The sequence below is a fragment of the Polynucleobacter sp. IMCC 29146 genome, assembly GCF_021395195.1.
Lineage (GTDB): Bacteria > Pseudomonadota > Gammaproteobacteria > Burkholderiales > Burkholderiaceae > Polynucleobacter.
The window spans coordinates 145340-158924 of sequence record NZ_JAJVCR010000002.1; the positions used below are offsets into that span (position 1 = coordinate 145340).

The window sequence follows — 13585 nt, forward strand, 5'->3', positions numbered from 1 at the left end:
TTCCGGGTCAATTCGGGTCAATTCGTTGGTAGGCTCGATTGGACTCGAACCAACGACCCCCACCATGTCAAGGTGGTGCTCTAACCAGCTGAGCTACGAGCCTATATCAGTCAGGAGTTTATCACCGCCGCTGTACTTCTAGTACTCCAGCCGCATCTTCAAGGCTGTTTTGCACTAAACGCAGCGCTGCAGTGTTGCTAATTTCCAGCGTAAAGACGATTTGAACCTGCCCGCGTTTAGCTGATTTACGTAAATCAATCACATGCACCCCTTGGCGGGTAATAATTTCAAATAGCTCGCGTAACAGTTCAGGTCGATCCAAGGCAAGCACCGTCAGGTCAGTTGGATAAAGACGATCTTGTTTGTCTGATTTAAGGGGCTTACTATTTTTATTCGGGCTACCGGGCTGATAGGGCTGTGGAAGCGCAGCTGCTACCGACGCATTCCAAGCAGTTTGAATCACCCGTTCAGGAGCTCGCTCTAGAAGCTTCAAAAAGGTTTTGCATGAGCGACGATGAATCGAGACCCCGCGCCCTAACGTTACAAAACCAACAATGGCATCGGGTGGCACAGGTCGACAGCAACGCGCCAATTGAGTTAATAAAGAATCCATGCCCACCACCAAGACATCACTATGACTAGCCCCCTGACGAGCACCAGGATGTAAAACAATCGACTCGAGTGGTTTGACAGTTTTTGTTTCTACAGGTGCTTTATTTGCTGGGACTAAAGATTCGTCATCGAGCGCATTAAACCAAGCCCGTACTTTCGAGCGCGCGCGGTGCGATTGCAAGTAAGAACGATCTGGGCTAATCCAGTCGCGCGAGGGACCACCATGTTTAACGGCAATGATATCTACCGTTTGCCCGTTAGCTAAAGGCGTATCTAAGGGCACCATCGCACCATCAACATGGGCCCCGCGGCAGCGATGGCCAAGATCGGTATGGACAGCATAAGCAAAATCAATTGGCGTAGAACCTTTTTCTAGGGCAATGACTTTACCAAGCGGGGTAAGCACATAAATATGCCCATCAAGTTCATGGTGTTTTAAATGCTCCCACGCATCTTCCTTCCATGCAATTAATTGTCGAGCCCAAGCAATTTGTTGCTCATAAGCGCTTGCTGCGCTCTGTGTACCCTGCTGCTGACCTTCTTTGTAACGCCAATGCGCAGCTAAGCCAAATTCAGCTTGTTGATGCATCGCCTGAGTACGAATTTGAATTTCAAATGCAACCCCCGCATCATTCATTACCACGGTATGCAAAGATTGGTAACCGTTTAATTTTGGCCGTGCAATATAGTCGTCAAACTCTCGTGGAATCGGCTGCCAGAGTTGATGCACTAAACCCAGCACGCTGTAACATTCCTGAATATCATGCACCACCACCCGAAATGCCCGTACGTCATACAAATTAGCAAAATCTAACGACTTACCTTGCATTTTTTTCCAAATACTATAAATGTGTTTCGGGCGCCCTTGCACCTCGCAAGTCATTTTTGCACCAGCAAGTTCTGCCTGTAATTGCGCAATAACTTCTTTAATTAGACTTTCCCGCTCCGTTCTTTTGGCATCGAGCATCTTGGCAATGTTGCGATAATCTGCCGGTGAAACTAGGCGAAAAGCCAAATCTTCCATTTCCCATTTCATTTGCCAAATACCTAAACGATTAGCCAAACTAGCATCAATTTCTAGAATCGTTTGCGCCCAGGCGCTTGGCATCACAATGCCCATTTGGGTAATCCACCGTAAACTTTGCAGACGTGAAGCAAGGTAAATTAGTACGACGCGTAAGTCACTACCAAAAGCCAAAAGCATTTTGCGTAGCATTTCTTCTTGTCCAACAACACTCGCTACACCGTCTTTACCAATGAGTTTTGCTTGCGCTTGACGTAGCCCCCGAAAGCCAAGTAATAACTGGGCGGCTTCTGTGCCAAGTAGCTTGACTAAGGCCTCTTTATTTTGCTCATGGTGTATGTGGCTAGCTGCAATAAGGCTACTCGCATCCAAACCGAGGGCTTGCAAAATGGCGTGGACGCCACGGGCATGGGTCGCGGGTCCTTCGCCGTACCAAGAATCGAGCATAAGATCATGAGTCAGTTTTGCGGTAGGCATCACTAAATGATCAAGGGATATTTAGAGACTGGTTGAGCTAATTAAAAAAATCTCTGGCCAGGGTAATTTGCGCAGGCTTAATAAATGCAGGGGCATGCCCAACTAAAGGAATCTCAAGACTACGAGCATGCTTGTTACGACGACACATTTCCGCCACAGTTGCAGCCGAGAGTAAGTCTGATTCGGCACCGCGCACAATTAAAATCGGCACCTGAATCTGTTCAAAGCTATGCCATAGTGCCATTTCCCCAGCCGCAGCGGTAAGCGCATTGACGGCCGCAAATGGCACGGCAATTGCAGGGTCGTAATGGACTTCCCATGCACCCTTATGCTCAACTAAATGGGGGCCGTTATAGTCTTCCCATTCTGCGGCAGTATGTTCGCCAAAAGTCGTGCACAGTAAATTTAACTGCGCTAAAGCATCGGCTCGATTGATAAAACGCAAGGGCTTGCCAACATAAGAACCCAAACGTTTTAACGCTGCAGGTTCAATGCGAGGCCCAACATCATTAAGCAATAATTTGCGAATCGGCGAATCGGCCATGCCAGCGTACACCATGCCAATCATCCCGCCCATCGAGGTACCAAACCAATCGACCTGCGAGACCCCTAAATGCGCCACCAAAGTGACCATGTCGCTAACATATTGCGGAATACCATAAAGCATGGAATTGCTTAACCAGTCAGACTCACCCCGCCCCACTACATCAGGGCATACCACATAGTATTTGGTGCTCATTGCCAAGGCTAATTGCTTAAAGTCACTGCCCCTACGGGTGAGGCCGTGTACGCAAATTAAGACCTGAGGATTGCGGGGATTGCCCCAAGCGTGATAAGCCATACGGTGCAAACCACCCGAGTGAGCACATTCCACATAAAAGGTGTTGCCGCGGTGTATGTCAAGAGCCGCTGGTGCAACTGCAGGTTGCCGATCCTGCAGAGCAAGTTGAGCTTTACTTGTCACATCAGGCTCATGCATTGCTTCGGGCTGCAAAGTCACATGATCAATGCCATGTTTATTTAACAACATCGTATTAATTCGCGCCATAACCGCGGGCCAATCAGCAAGCTGCTCAACTTCAATATGACCAATCAGCGCTGGAAAACTGGGAGCCATTTCCCAAACATGTAAATCATGCACAGATAACACGCCGGGAATCGCCCGCAGATCGCGACCCACTTCTAAATAGTCAATGTGTAGCGGCACACCTTCCATTAAGAAGTGATATGACTCGCGCAAAATTGCATAAGTCGATTTTAAAATTAATAATGAGACCAGAATCGACAACCAAGAGTCGGCCTGCATCCATCCGGTCAGTTGAATAATGACGCCGGATAACAATGCGGCTACTGAGCCAAGTAAATCGCCCATGACGTGCACTAAAGCGGCGCGCGTATTGACACTTTTCCGATCGTGCGATAAAACCCAAGCCACAACAATATTCATGGCTAAGCCAATTGCCGCAACAATTGATACCACAATGCCATCTACCTGATGCGGAGTAAATAGACGGGAGATGGCCTCAAACACAATCCACACCACCAAAGCTAGCATCGCCAAACCATTGATAAATGCAGCTAAAGCCTCAGCTCGTCCATACCCAAATGAATGGCGCGGTGACGGTGGGCGACGGGAAATAATTTGCGCCAGCAACGCTAGCCCAAGGGCGGCGGCATCGGTCACCATATGACCCGCGTCTGAAAGTAATGCTAATGAACCCGCCCAATAGGCAGCAATAGCTTCGACCAAGGAAAAGCCCAAAGTCAACACCAAGGCAATCGCTAATAAATGCTGATTATTAATTTCCTTGGAATGGGTATGCTTAGCATCGCCTTTTTTATGGGCATGTAAGGCACTAGAGGCGACTAACTCTTCCTCTGTATGCGCATGCGCATGAGCAATTGGGCGATCTTGATGCTCATGCGTATTCATTAAATACTATTATTTCATCCATTCATGATGCTTAAGTGACAGCGCTTAAATCAATCTTAGCACCGGTCTTTGCCACTACCTCTTCTTTAGTTACTCCGGGAGCTAATTCAACTAGCCTCAACCCGTTGGGCGTAATATCTAAAACACATAAATCGGTAATGATGCGATCAATTACCCCCACTCCTGTCAAAGGCAAAGTGCATTGGGGCAAAATTTTCAGCTCTTCTGAACCATCTTTTTTCTTCGCAACGTGCTCCATCAGCACCACCACATCTTTTACACCAGCCACTAAATCCATTGCTCCACCCATACCCTTGACCATTTTTCCAGGAATCATCCAGTTGGCCAAATCGCCAAACTCACTGACCTGCATCGCACCCAAAATAGCAATATTAATTTTGCCACCGCGAATCATGCCAAATGAATCAGCCGATGAAAAAATTGCGGTACCAGGTATCGTTGTCACAGTCTGCTTGCCAGCATTAATTAAATCAGCATCCACTTTGGCCTCTGTTGGAAAAGGGCCAATGCCAAGCATGCCGTTTTCCGATTGCAGCCAAACTTCCATACCCTCTGGTACATGGTTGGCCACTAAGGTGGGTAGGCCAATTCCTAAATTAACGTAATAACCATCGCGTAATTCTTTAGCGGCACGAGCCGCCATCTCTTCTCTACTCCACGGCATTTCAATCTTCCTTATTAATCAGTTTATTACATCGTTAATTGGGTTGGTATATATATAGCAAATACTTACGCAGTAGCTGGCGAAAGGGTGCGCTGTTCAATACGCTTTTCGGGATTAGCATTCAGGACAATGCGGTGGACATAAATTCCTGGCGTATGAATTTCATCAGGATCAAGCATGCCATTTTCTACAATCTCCTCAACCTCGGCAATCGTAATCATCCCGGCCATAGCCACCACCGGATTAAAATTACGCGCGGTATATCGATAGACTAAATTACCAGCGCGATCGGCCTTCCATGCTTTAACTAACGAAATATCGGCAACCAAAGAACGCTCCAGCACATATTTACGACCATCAAACTCACGAATTTCTTTGCCATCAGCCACAATAGTCCCAACTCCTGTTTTGGTAAAAAACGCCGGGATGCCGCAACCACCAGCGCGTAATTTTTCAGCCAATGTTCCTTGTGGAGTAAATTCCAACTCCAATTCACCTGCTAAATATTGACGTTCGAATTCTTTGTTTTCACCAACGTAAGATGCAATCATTTTTTTTACTTGGCGTGAAACTAATAAAATACCTAAACCAAAATCATCGACGCCCGCATTATTTGAAATCGCAGTTAAATTTTGACAGCCCAAACGCTTGACTGCCAGAATTAAGGCTTCTGGTATGCCACATAGGCCAAAACCTCCAACTGCAATCGTTTGACCATCCCGCATCACATCGCTAAGCGCCTCTTGCGCCGAAGAAAAAACCTTGTTCATCGCTTCTAATTCCTTATTTTGGAAAATAAATGCTAATCATAACTGGTTTGCCACGAAGCGAAGCGCAGCAAGGCCCCAAAAAGAATTAAACTGTAGCTTGATGAAACCGCCTTACTCCCTATTTGCCGTATGACTTCTGCCGAATTACTTGAGCACTATGGTCCGCGTGAGTCGATGGCCTATGACCTGGTCATCGTTGGTGGCGGTCCTGCAGGGCTAGCAGCCGCTATACGGGCCAAGCAAGTAGCCGCAAGTAAACAACAAGAAATCAGTGTCTGCGTACTTGAAAAGGGCTCAGAAATAGGCGCCCATATTCTCTCTGGCGCAGTAATCGACCCAATCGCCTTAAATGAACTCCTTCCTAATTGGCAGACTTTAGGAGCACCCATCGAGACGGCGGTAACGGCTGATCGCTTTCTCTTTTTGACTGCACAACAATCCTATGCAGTGCCTAATTGGCTGCTGCCTAATTGCTTTAAAAATCATGGTAATTTCATTGTCAGTTTGGCCAACCTCACCCGCTGGATGGGCCAACAGGCTGAAGCTTTAGGGGTTGATATTTTTCCTGGCTTTCCTGCCACTGAAATTATGTATACACCAGCTGGCGCAGTCGGCGGCGTTATTACTGGTGCTGTTGGTATGAATAAGGCCGGTTTACCGAGCGAGCAATTTCAACTCGGCATGGAATTGCATGGTAAGTACACTTTGTTCGCCGAAGGTTCACGCGGTCACCTAGGTAAACAATTAATCAATCGTTATGCCCTCGACGCCCAAAGTGATCCGCAAAGTTATGGTCTGGGCATTAAAGAGTTGTGGGAAGTAAAGCCCGAACAGCATCATGCTGGACTGGTAGTACATACCGCTGGTTGGCCACTGCAAAATGACACCTATGGTGGTTCATTTCAATATCACTATGGAGATCATTTAGTCGCCGTGGGTATCGTCGTCGGTCTGTCCTATCGCAACCCCTACCTCAGCCCCTTCGAAGAGTTTCAACGGTATAAAACTCATCCACATATACGGCCTACTTTTATTGGTGGCAAGCGCATTGCTTATGGCGCTCGCGCTATTACGGCAGGCGGTCTTAATAGTCTCCCGCAAACCATTTTCCCTGGTGGTGCACTTATTGGTTGCGATGCCGGTTACCTGAATGCTGCACGCATTAAAGGTAGTCATGCAGCAATAAAAACCGGCATGTTAGCAGCCGATGCTGCGGTAGCTGCCATTGCCGAAAATCGGGCTGGCGATTTACTTAAGGCTTACCCCGCTACATTTAAAACGAGTTGGCTCTATCAAGAATTAAAACAGACGCGTAACTTTAAACCCTGGATGTCAAAAGGACTGTATTTAGGCACTGTGATGGTTGGCTTAGAGCAAAAAATCATGGGTGGGCATGTGCCTTGGACGATCCACAATCGATATGCTGACCATGAGTGTTTCGATCCTGCAGCACAGCATCACCCTATTAAATATCCCAAGCCTGATGGTAGCTTAACCTTTGATCGCCTATCGTCGGTATTTGTTTCCAACGCAAATCATACTGAAAATCAACCAAGCCATTTAACCTTGCTTGATCAGACTATTCCAGTGGCGCTTAATTACAAAACCTATGCTGGACCAGAACAATACTATTGCCCAGCTGGCGTTTATGAATATCTCGAAAGAGACGGCCAAGTGCAGCTACAAATAAATGCACAAAATTGTGTGCATTGCAAAACCTGTGACATCAAAGACCCAAGCCAAAATATTATCTGGCTAACGCCTGAAGGCGGTGGTGGTCCGAATTATGGCGCAATGTAACGCGTCTAGCAAAACGTCTTAACTTTTCTGCTCTAATGTACGCGCGTCATTTGGCACAAAATAAATCGCTATAAAAGCTAAGAGGCAAGCCAGTGCTGCCATAGCAAATACTTGATTTGGCCCCAATGATTCCCAAACCCAACCAGCACACAACCCGCCTAAAGAACCGCCAAAGCCGTACGCAATCATAATAATTAAAGCCTGCCCACGAGCCTGTAATGGACCCCTAAACCAACGTTGAGATAATTTCGTAGTGGCGCTATGATGCGCACCGAAAGTGGCACCATGCAGCAACTGGGCAAAAATCAACACGGGTGTAACCACCACATAGGCGATCAATAAAAAACGCACGACGCCAAGCGCAAAACTCCATTGCAAAATGCGTTTTGACTCAAAGCGACTCATAAACTGGCTTTGATAATAAAAAAATACAACTTCGGCAGCTACTCCTAGCGTCCAAAATAAACCGATCTGAAATTTGTTATAACCTAAATCAAATAGATATAAGGAGTAAAAAACATATAAGGCTGCATGGCCAAAAATCATCCAAAAAGCTGCTGCTAAAAACCACTGTACAGGACCTTGCTTTAAGACCTGTAAAAGCTCACCCTTTTGCATTTGATGGCGCTCTAATTTGGGCTCATATAAGAACCAGGTATTGCACGCTAAGGCAAACAACACGGTGGCACCTACCCATGGAAATAATTCAATGCCGCGTTGTTGAAATAATTCTCCCGCAAATAAGCCCATAGCAATAAAACCAATTGAGCCCCATAGGCGCAAACGACCATAGCGCTGATCAAACGAATTATCGCGATGCAATGCATGAATCGTCGCTGATTCACCTAAAGGCATGAGCGCACTCAGAATCGTATGCACCACAAACATCCATACTAAAAATGCGAAGTAATTAGGTAGAAAAAAAATAAATAAAAAGATCAGCGCGGCTAAAGCTGCACAGAAGCGCATGATGCCGATCCGTTCACCAAAAAAATCGGCCAGCCAACCCCAAGAAAATGGTCCTAAGATGCGGGTGATTTGCATCATCGACATTAAGCTAGCAATTTCCAGGGCGCTAAACCCCAGCTTTGCAAAATATAAACTGGCAAACGGGGTAACTAAACCAATATACGCAAAATATAAAAAGAACAGGGCCCCAAAGGCCCCGCGTACAAAAGGTGTCATCGACAAACCATTTAGTTGGCTTTGCTTGAGCCTGGCCGTGCGGCAGCAATCGGCGCTACGTCAAGCACCACATCGCCGCATTGAGCGCGATGACGTAAAGCATGATCCATTAAAACTAAGGCCATCATGGCTTCAGCAATGGGAGTTGCGCGAATACCTACGCAAGGATCATGGCGCCCCTTAGTTTGTAAGGTAATTGGCTTGCCTTCAATATCAATTGAATGCTTTGCGCTCAAAATACTTGAAGTGGGCTTAATGGCAATCGATACTCGAAGCTCTTGGCCGGACGCAAGACCCCCTAAAACACCGCCAGCATGATTGCTAGCAAAACCATCGGGATACATTTCATCACCGTGTTCACTACCGTGTTGCGTAACTACCCCAAAACCATCGCCAATTTCCACGCCCTTAACTGCATTAATGCCCATCATGGCATAGGCAAGATCTGCATCTAATTTATCAAATACGGGCTCGCCTAAACCCACGGGAATATTTTTTGCCCGCACCTCAATTCGCGCACCACACGAGTCACCTGCTTTGCGTAATGCATCCATGCGCTCTTCAAGCTGCGAAATAATGGCTGCGTTCGGCGCAAAAAAAGGATTCAATTCAATTTGCGATCCATCAATATAGGGAATGGCAATATCGCCAAGCTGGCTCATGTAGCCCGTAATCTCCGTACCATATTGCTGGCGCAACCATTTTTTGGCAATGCCCGCGGCAGCCACAATGGGCGCAGTTAAACGCGCTGAAGAACGCCCGCCGCCACGAGGGTCACGGAAACCATATTTATGGTGGTATACATAATCGGCATGTCCAGGTCGAAAGGTATGCAAAATTTCGCTGTAATCTTGGCTACGGTGGTCGGCATTACGAATGAGTAAACAAATCGGTGTGCCGGTGGTTTTGCCTTCAAAAACGCCGGCTATAATTTCAACCTGATCTTCTTCCTTACGCTGCGTTACATGCCTTGAAGTACCGGGCTTACGTCGATCTAAATCGATTTGTAAATCGGCAACTGATAAGGCCATACCTGGCGGACATCCATCAACCACTGCGCCAATGGCAGGGCCATGAGATTCGCCAAAGGTGGTCACGCAAAAGAGAAGGCCTAAGGTATTTCCTGACATACTTCTATTATGGCATTCTAAGCTGGCGAACTTGGCGCTACCCCAGAATCTTCTTGCGGCCAGTCGCGAATATATGCCTTCAGCATGGTATTTTCAAAATCTTGTGATTCGACAATGGCTTTAGCCACGTCATAAAAGGAAATGACCCCCATTAGTACCGCTTGATCGATAACGGGTAAGTAACGTGCATGTTGTCCCAACATCATCCGCCGCACTTCATCTAACTCGGTATCCATCGTGCATGTTAAGGGCTCGGCATTCATCACAGAACGGACGTGTAAGTCGAAAGTAGCGCCATGATTTTTTGCTAAAGCTTGAATGACTTCGCGAAAAGTGAGGATGCCAGCGAGTTCTTCATACTCCATCACCACTAAAGAGCCAATATCGTGCTCATCCATTACTAAGATCGCAGTCTGCAAAGGCAAATCAGGTGAAACGGTATAAAGTGCGCTGCCCTTAACCCGCAAAATATCGCGTACTTTCATCTTATCTCCTCTTGATGGTACCAATATAGCTCGAAGGCTGACTTCACGCAATACGGCTAATGCATAGTAGGTTGCCGAGGTTCATCTGGTTTGACTAATTTAATCCCTCTACCCACATCAAGACCAGCCCGAATGATGGGTAAATTAGCCACTAAAACAGCCCCCGCTAAAGTAACCCACCAAGTGACATAAATCCAAATTAAGGCAAGCGGCAGAATGGCAAAAGCGCCGTAAACGGTTTTATAAAAGGGAGTTTTCGTAATGAAAAAGCCAAAGCCAAATTTAGTTAGCTCAAAAACCAGCGCTGCACAAAATCCGCCAATTAAGGCATCCCGCCAACTGACAGGGGCATATGGCAAGACCCGATATACCACGGTATAGACCGCTAGCGCCAAAAAAATCGGTAAAACCGTGGCCAATAGTTGCAAGCCTGTACTGAGGGTTTCAGTCCAACCCTCGGCAGCACTTAACAGCAAGGAGCTAAAGTAAATGCCAACGCCGAGCAAAATAGGCCCCAAAAAGGTCGCAGTCGAATAGATGGCCACCCTGCGCAGCATGGGCCGACGAGCCTTTACCCGCCAAATTTGATTGAAAGCCTGTTCAACAACCGCAATCGCCAAAATAGTGGTGATTAACAGCCCCAAAGAGCCGATAAAAGTGAGGCCCTTGGCCTTACTGGTGAATTGATCTAAATACAGTAATACCTGTTTATTCATCCCGCCAGGCATATAGGTCTGCAAGATGAAGTCCTGAGTAGCATGGCGCAAGCGCACCATCATCGGCAAATACCCCAGCAATAATGATCCCACGGTAATAACGGGTACCAAAGCCAAGGTGGTGGTGAAAGCTAAACTGGCCGCAATTTGGGGTAAATGATGGTCGCGATTACGCAGCCATAATTCCCGACCTAAAGCGAGCCATAATTGGGGGTTACGAACTATCTGCATCGCCGTATCATAAGGCCAAGCCCGTTTACACTAGAAAATGATGATGACTGAAATAACCATATTGGTACTCTATTACTCGCGCTATGGCGCCACCCGCGATTTGGCGCGGCTGATAGCTGAGGGCATTGAATCTGTCCCAGGGGTAAAAGCTCGACTGCGAACAGTGCCGGCAATTTCAGCAGTTTGTGAAGCCACTGAACCCAGCATTCCAAGTGATGGTGCACCTTACGCTGAATATAGCGACCTGCAGGAATGCAGTGGTTTAGCGCTCGGTTCGCCTACGCGGTTTGGCCAAATGGCAGCCGCCTTAAAATACTTTTTAGATGGCACATCTACCCATTGGATCAATGGCAGTCTTACCAATAAACCCGCATGTGTTTTTACCAGTACTGGTAGCTTACATGGCGGTCAAGAGTCAACCCTGCTCACCATGATGATTCCCCTATTGCACCATGGCATGCTGGTCATGGGTCTGCCCTATAGCGAAACAGATTTAATGAGTACTACCAGTGGGGGTAGCCCCTACGGTGCTAGTCACGTAGCTCATGCCGATGGCAAAGCACCAATTAGCGCTGCCGAAAAACGCCTTGCCATTGCCCAAGGCAAGCGCCTTGCCCATACCGCTCTTCAATTAGTGCGGGCCTAATGAGTTTGAACAATGCACTTTAGCGTACTTGACCGCCTCGAAAAAAAAAATCTGTATCAGCTTATTGCTGCTGCCGCTGTAGCCGATTTAATTATTTTATGCATCGGTTGGGAATGGTTTCTTGCGCCCTTGCGCCCTGGTGGTTCGTGGCTGGTTCTCAAAGCTTTGCCCTTAATACTCGTCTTGCCTGGTATTTGGCAAGGTAAAAACTACATCATGCAGTGCGCTTCAATGTTAATTTTAATTTACCTAGCCGAGGCATTAGTGCGCATTGCAGAAACAGGTGCAAATCGCTACTTCGCAATTTTAGAATTGATTTTAGCCACCACAACTTTTATAGCGCTATTACTTTATCTGAAGCCGCTAAAAGATGCTGCGAAGAAAAAGCGCCGCGCTAACCCGTATTAATATCAAGTAATATAAATTAACAGTCCGCCAGAAGCCACTTCAAACATGAATCCCAGCGCCGCACTTAGTGCATTTCAAGCCCGCTTAAAATCTACCCAAATACTTTGTACAGCTGACGATATGGCGCCTTTTTTATGCGATTGGCGTAAGCGCTACTTTGGCAATGCATTGGCCGTATTACTGCCTAGCAAGACTCCTGAATTGGCTGAAATTGTGCAGATCTGCACTGAGTTTGGTATAGCCCTAGTGCCACAGGGTGGGAATACTGGCCTATGCGGCGGGGCTACACCAGACCAAAGCGGCACGCAAGTGGTAGTAAGCCTGAAACGGATGAATCAAATTCGCGGACTTGATATCGATAATCAAACTATTACGGTTGAGGCAGGATGTGTCTTGCAAACCATTCAGGAAGCTGCTGCCGCACAGGATTTACTTTTTCCACTCAGTCTGGGCGCCGAAGGCAGCTGCTGTATTGGCGGCAATTTAGCTACCAATGCAGGCGGTACTAATGTATTGCGCTATGGCAATGCCCGCGACTTATGCCTCGGGCTGGAAGTTGTAACTGCTCAAGGAAAAATATGGAATGGCCTGCGAGGCTTACGTAAAGACAATACGGGCTATGACTTGCGTGACTTATTTATTGGCTCAGAAGGCACTCTTGGCATAATTACAGCCGCCGTTTTAAAGCTATACCCCATGCCAGTTTGTCAATGGACGTCACTTGTTGCAACACCCAGCATTCCCGCAACAATTCAATTGCTGAATTTATTTAAACAAAAAGCCACCGCTCTCTTAACCGGCTTTGAAATGATGACGGCTGAGTCACTTGCTTTGACTGAAAAACAATTCCCCCAAATGCGTAACCCCTTAGGCGAGAATCCACCCTTCACGGTCTTAATTGAGTTTTCCGATCATGAAAGTGAAGCGCATGCCCGAAATTTAGTCGAGTCTATTTTGGCTGAGGCCTTAGAGCTCGGTATAGCTAGTAACGCAATTATTGCTAGCTCCATTGCGCAGGCCAATACTTTTTGGCAAATGCGTGAACACATTACCTTAGCCCAAGCTCAAGAAGGCGCCAATCTAAAACATGACATTACTATTCCACTTTCTGCCTTAGATAATTTTATTAGCGCTACCGATGCGGTACTACGAGCAAAATATCCGCAAGTTCGCATCATTAACTTTGGCCACCTTGGTGATGGAAATTTGCATTACAACGTAGCCGCCCCAGTGGGGACAGATAGTGCCATCTTTAATCAGGCAAATGAAACTAGCGTGCACGATATCATTTATGGCATGGTAGAAAAATTTGGTGGCTCTATTTCTGCAGAGCACGGCATCGGGCAACTGAAGTTGCACGATTTGCGCGCCCATAAGGGCGCCATTGCGCATGATCTCATGGCGACTATTAAAACTGCTCTAGATCCGCTAAATATTCTCAATCCCAATAAAGTCTTACCCACTAATGCCAATTAGTTCAAGC

The 13585-nt window shown here is 46.9% G+C and carries 12 protein-coding genes and 1 tRNA gene; 4 read left to right on the forward strand and 9 right to left on the reverse strand.

Annotated elements, in window-relative coordinates; genetic code table 11:
* Positions 1–26 precede the first annotated feature (26 nt).
* The 5 genes from LZT22_RS02720 to LZT22_RS02745 all read right to left on the reverse strand — a co-directional run bounded on the left by LZT22_RS02720 (position 27) and on the right by LZT22_RS02745 (position 5501).
* Positions 27–103 (reverse strand) — tRNA-Val (locus LZT22_RS02720).
* Between the two features lie 18 nt (positions 104–121).
* Complete coding sequence (locus tag LZT22_RS02725) at positions 122–2113, reverse strand: bifunctional (p)ppGpp synthetase/guanosine-3',5'-bis(diphosphate) 3'-pyrophosphohydrolase (protein WP_233923515.1); 1992 nt, start codon at positions 2111–2113, stop codon at positions 122–124.
* 37 nt (positions 2114–2150) lie between these two features.
* Positions 2151–4046 (reverse strand): alpha/beta fold hydrolase, encoded by a 1896-nt coding sequence (locus tag LZT22_RS12750; RefSeq protein ID WP_370635178.1) that lies wholly within the window; start codon positions 4044–4046, stop codon positions 2151–2153.
* Positions 4047–4077: 31 nt separating this feature from the next.
* Positions 4078–4731: a CoA transferase subunit B gene (locus LZT22_RS02740; protein WP_233923516.1), complete on the reverse strand. Its 654-nt coding sequence runs from the start codon at positions 4729–4731 to the stop codon at positions 4078–4080.
* Positions 4732–4796: 65 nt separating this feature from the next.
* Complete coding sequence (locus LZT22_RS02745; protein WP_233923517.1) at positions 4797–5501, reverse strand: CoA transferase subunit A; 705 nt, start codon at positions 5499–5501, stop codon at positions 4797–4799.
* A gap of 129 nt (positions 5502–5630) precedes the next feature.
* Between LZT22_RS02745 and LZT22_RS02750 the strand changes: the two genes are divergently transcribed.
* Entirely contained in the window at positions 5631–7301 is a 1671-nt protein-coding gene (locus LZT22_RS02750; RefSeq protein WP_233923518.1) for an electron transfer flavoprotein-ubiquinone oxidoreductase, read from the forward strand.
* 18 nt (positions 7302–7319) lie between these two features.
* On the opposite strand, the gene LZT22_RS02755 is transcribed toward LZT22_RS02750, so the two are convergent.
* The 4 genes from LZT22_RS02755 to LZT22_RS02770 are packed head-to-tail and all read right to left on the reverse strand — an operon-like array spanning position 7320 to position 11048.
* Entirely contained in the window at positions 7320–8486 is a 1167-nt protein-coding gene (locus LZT22_RS02755; protein WP_233923519.1) for an MFS transporter, read from the reverse strand.
* Between the two features lie 11 nt (positions 8487–8497).
* The gene (aroC, locus tag LZT22_RS02760) at positions 8498–9616 is read right to left on the reverse strand and encodes a chorismate synthase (RefSeq protein ID WP_233923520.1); all 1119 of its coding nucleotides are present in this window, start codon (positions 9614–9616) and stop codon (positions 8498–8500) included.
* Positions 9617–9633: 17 nt separating this feature from the next.
* A complete protein-coding gene (locus LZT22_RS02765) occupies positions 9634–10101 on the reverse strand; it encodes a CBS domain-containing protein (RefSeq protein ID WP_233923521.1) in 468 nt (155 codons plus the stop codon).
* Positions 10102–10157: 56 nt separating this feature from the next.
* Positions 10158–11048 (reverse strand): YihY family inner membrane protein, encoded by an 891-nt coding sequence (locus LZT22_RS02770; protein WP_233923522.1) that lies wholly within the window; start codon positions 11046–11048, stop codon positions 10158–10160.
* Positions 11049–11091: 43 nt separating this feature from the next.
* On the opposite strand from LZT22_RS02770, the gene wrbA reads away from it, so the two are divergent.
* From wrbA to LZT22_RS02785, 3 genes are read left to right on the forward strand one after another with little or no spacing between them, the layout of a single operon-like run.
* Positions 11092–11694: an NAD(P)H:quinone oxidoreductase gene (wrbA, locus tag LZT22_RS02775; RefSeq protein ID WP_233923523.1), complete on the forward strand. Its 603-nt coding sequence runs from the start codon at positions 11092–11094 to the stop codon at positions 11692–11694.
* Between the two features lie 12 nt (positions 11695–11706).
* Positions 11707–12102: a DUF2069 domain-containing protein gene (locus LZT22_RS02780; RefSeq protein ID WP_233923524.1), complete on the forward strand. Its 396-nt coding sequence runs from the start codon at positions 11707–11709 to the stop codon at positions 12100–12102.
* A 45-nt stretch (positions 12103–12147) separates the two neighbouring features.
* A complete protein-coding gene (locus LZT22_RS02785; RefSeq protein ID WP_233923525.1) occupies positions 12148–13578 on the forward strand; it encodes an FAD-binding oxidoreductase in 1431 nt (476 codons plus the stop codon).
* Positions 13579–13585: the final 7 nt, after the last annotated feature.

What these genes read in the sequence shown, in the direction of transcription:
- LZT22_RS02755 (WP_233923519.1), bottom strand. Translation starts at nt 8,486, where the DNA reads ATGACACCTTTTGTACGCGGGGCCTTTGGGGCCCTGTTCTTTTTATAT.
- LZT22_RS02765 (WP_233923521.1), bottom strand. Translation starts at nt 10,101, where the DNA reads ATGAAAGTACGCGATATTTTGCGGGTTAAGGGCAGCGCACTTTATACC.
- aroC (WP_233923520.1), bottom strand. Translation starts at nt 9,616, where the DNA reads ATGTCAGGAAATACCTTAGGCCTTCTCTTTTGCGTGACCACCTTTGGC.
- LZT22_RS12750 (WP_370635178.1), bottom strand. Translation starts at nt 4,046, where the DNA reads ATGAATACGCATGAGCATCAAGATCGCCCAATTGCTCATGCGCATGCG.
- LZT22_RS02785 (WP_233923525.1), top strand. Translation starts at nt 12,148, where the DNA reads ATGAATCCCAGCGCCGCACTTAGTGCATTTCAAGCCCGCTTAAAATCT.
- LZT22_RS02770 (WP_233923522.1), bottom strand. Translation starts at nt 11,048, where the DNA reads ATGCAGATAGTTCGTAACCCCCAATTATGGCTCGCTTTAGGTCGGGAA.
- LZT22_RS02780 (WP_233923524.1), top strand. Translation starts at nt 11,707, where the DNA reads ATGCACTTTAGCGTACTTGACCGCCTCGAAAAAAAAAATCTGTATCAG.
- LZT22_RS02750 (WP_233923518.1), top strand. Translation starts at nt 5,631, where the DNA reads ATGACTTCTGCCGAATTACTTGAGCACTATGGTCCGCGTGAGTCGATG.
- LZT22_RS02740 (WP_233923516.1), bottom strand. Translation starts at nt 4,731, where the DNA reads ATGCCGTGGAGTAGAGAAGAGATGGCGGCTCGTGCCGCTAAAGAATTA.
- LZT22_RS02725 (WP_233923515.1), bottom strand. Translation starts at nt 2,113, where the DNA reads ATGCCTACCGCAAAACTGACTCATGATCTTATGCTCGATTCTTGGTAC.
- wrbA (WP_233923523.1), top strand. Translation starts at nt 11,092, where the DNA reads ATGACTGAAATAACCATATTGGTACTCTATTACTCGCGCTATGGCGCC.
- LZT22_RS02745 (WP_233923517.1), bottom strand. Translation starts at nt 5,501, where the DNA reads ATGAACAAGGTTTTTTCTTCGGCGCAAGAGGCGCTTAGCGATGTGATG.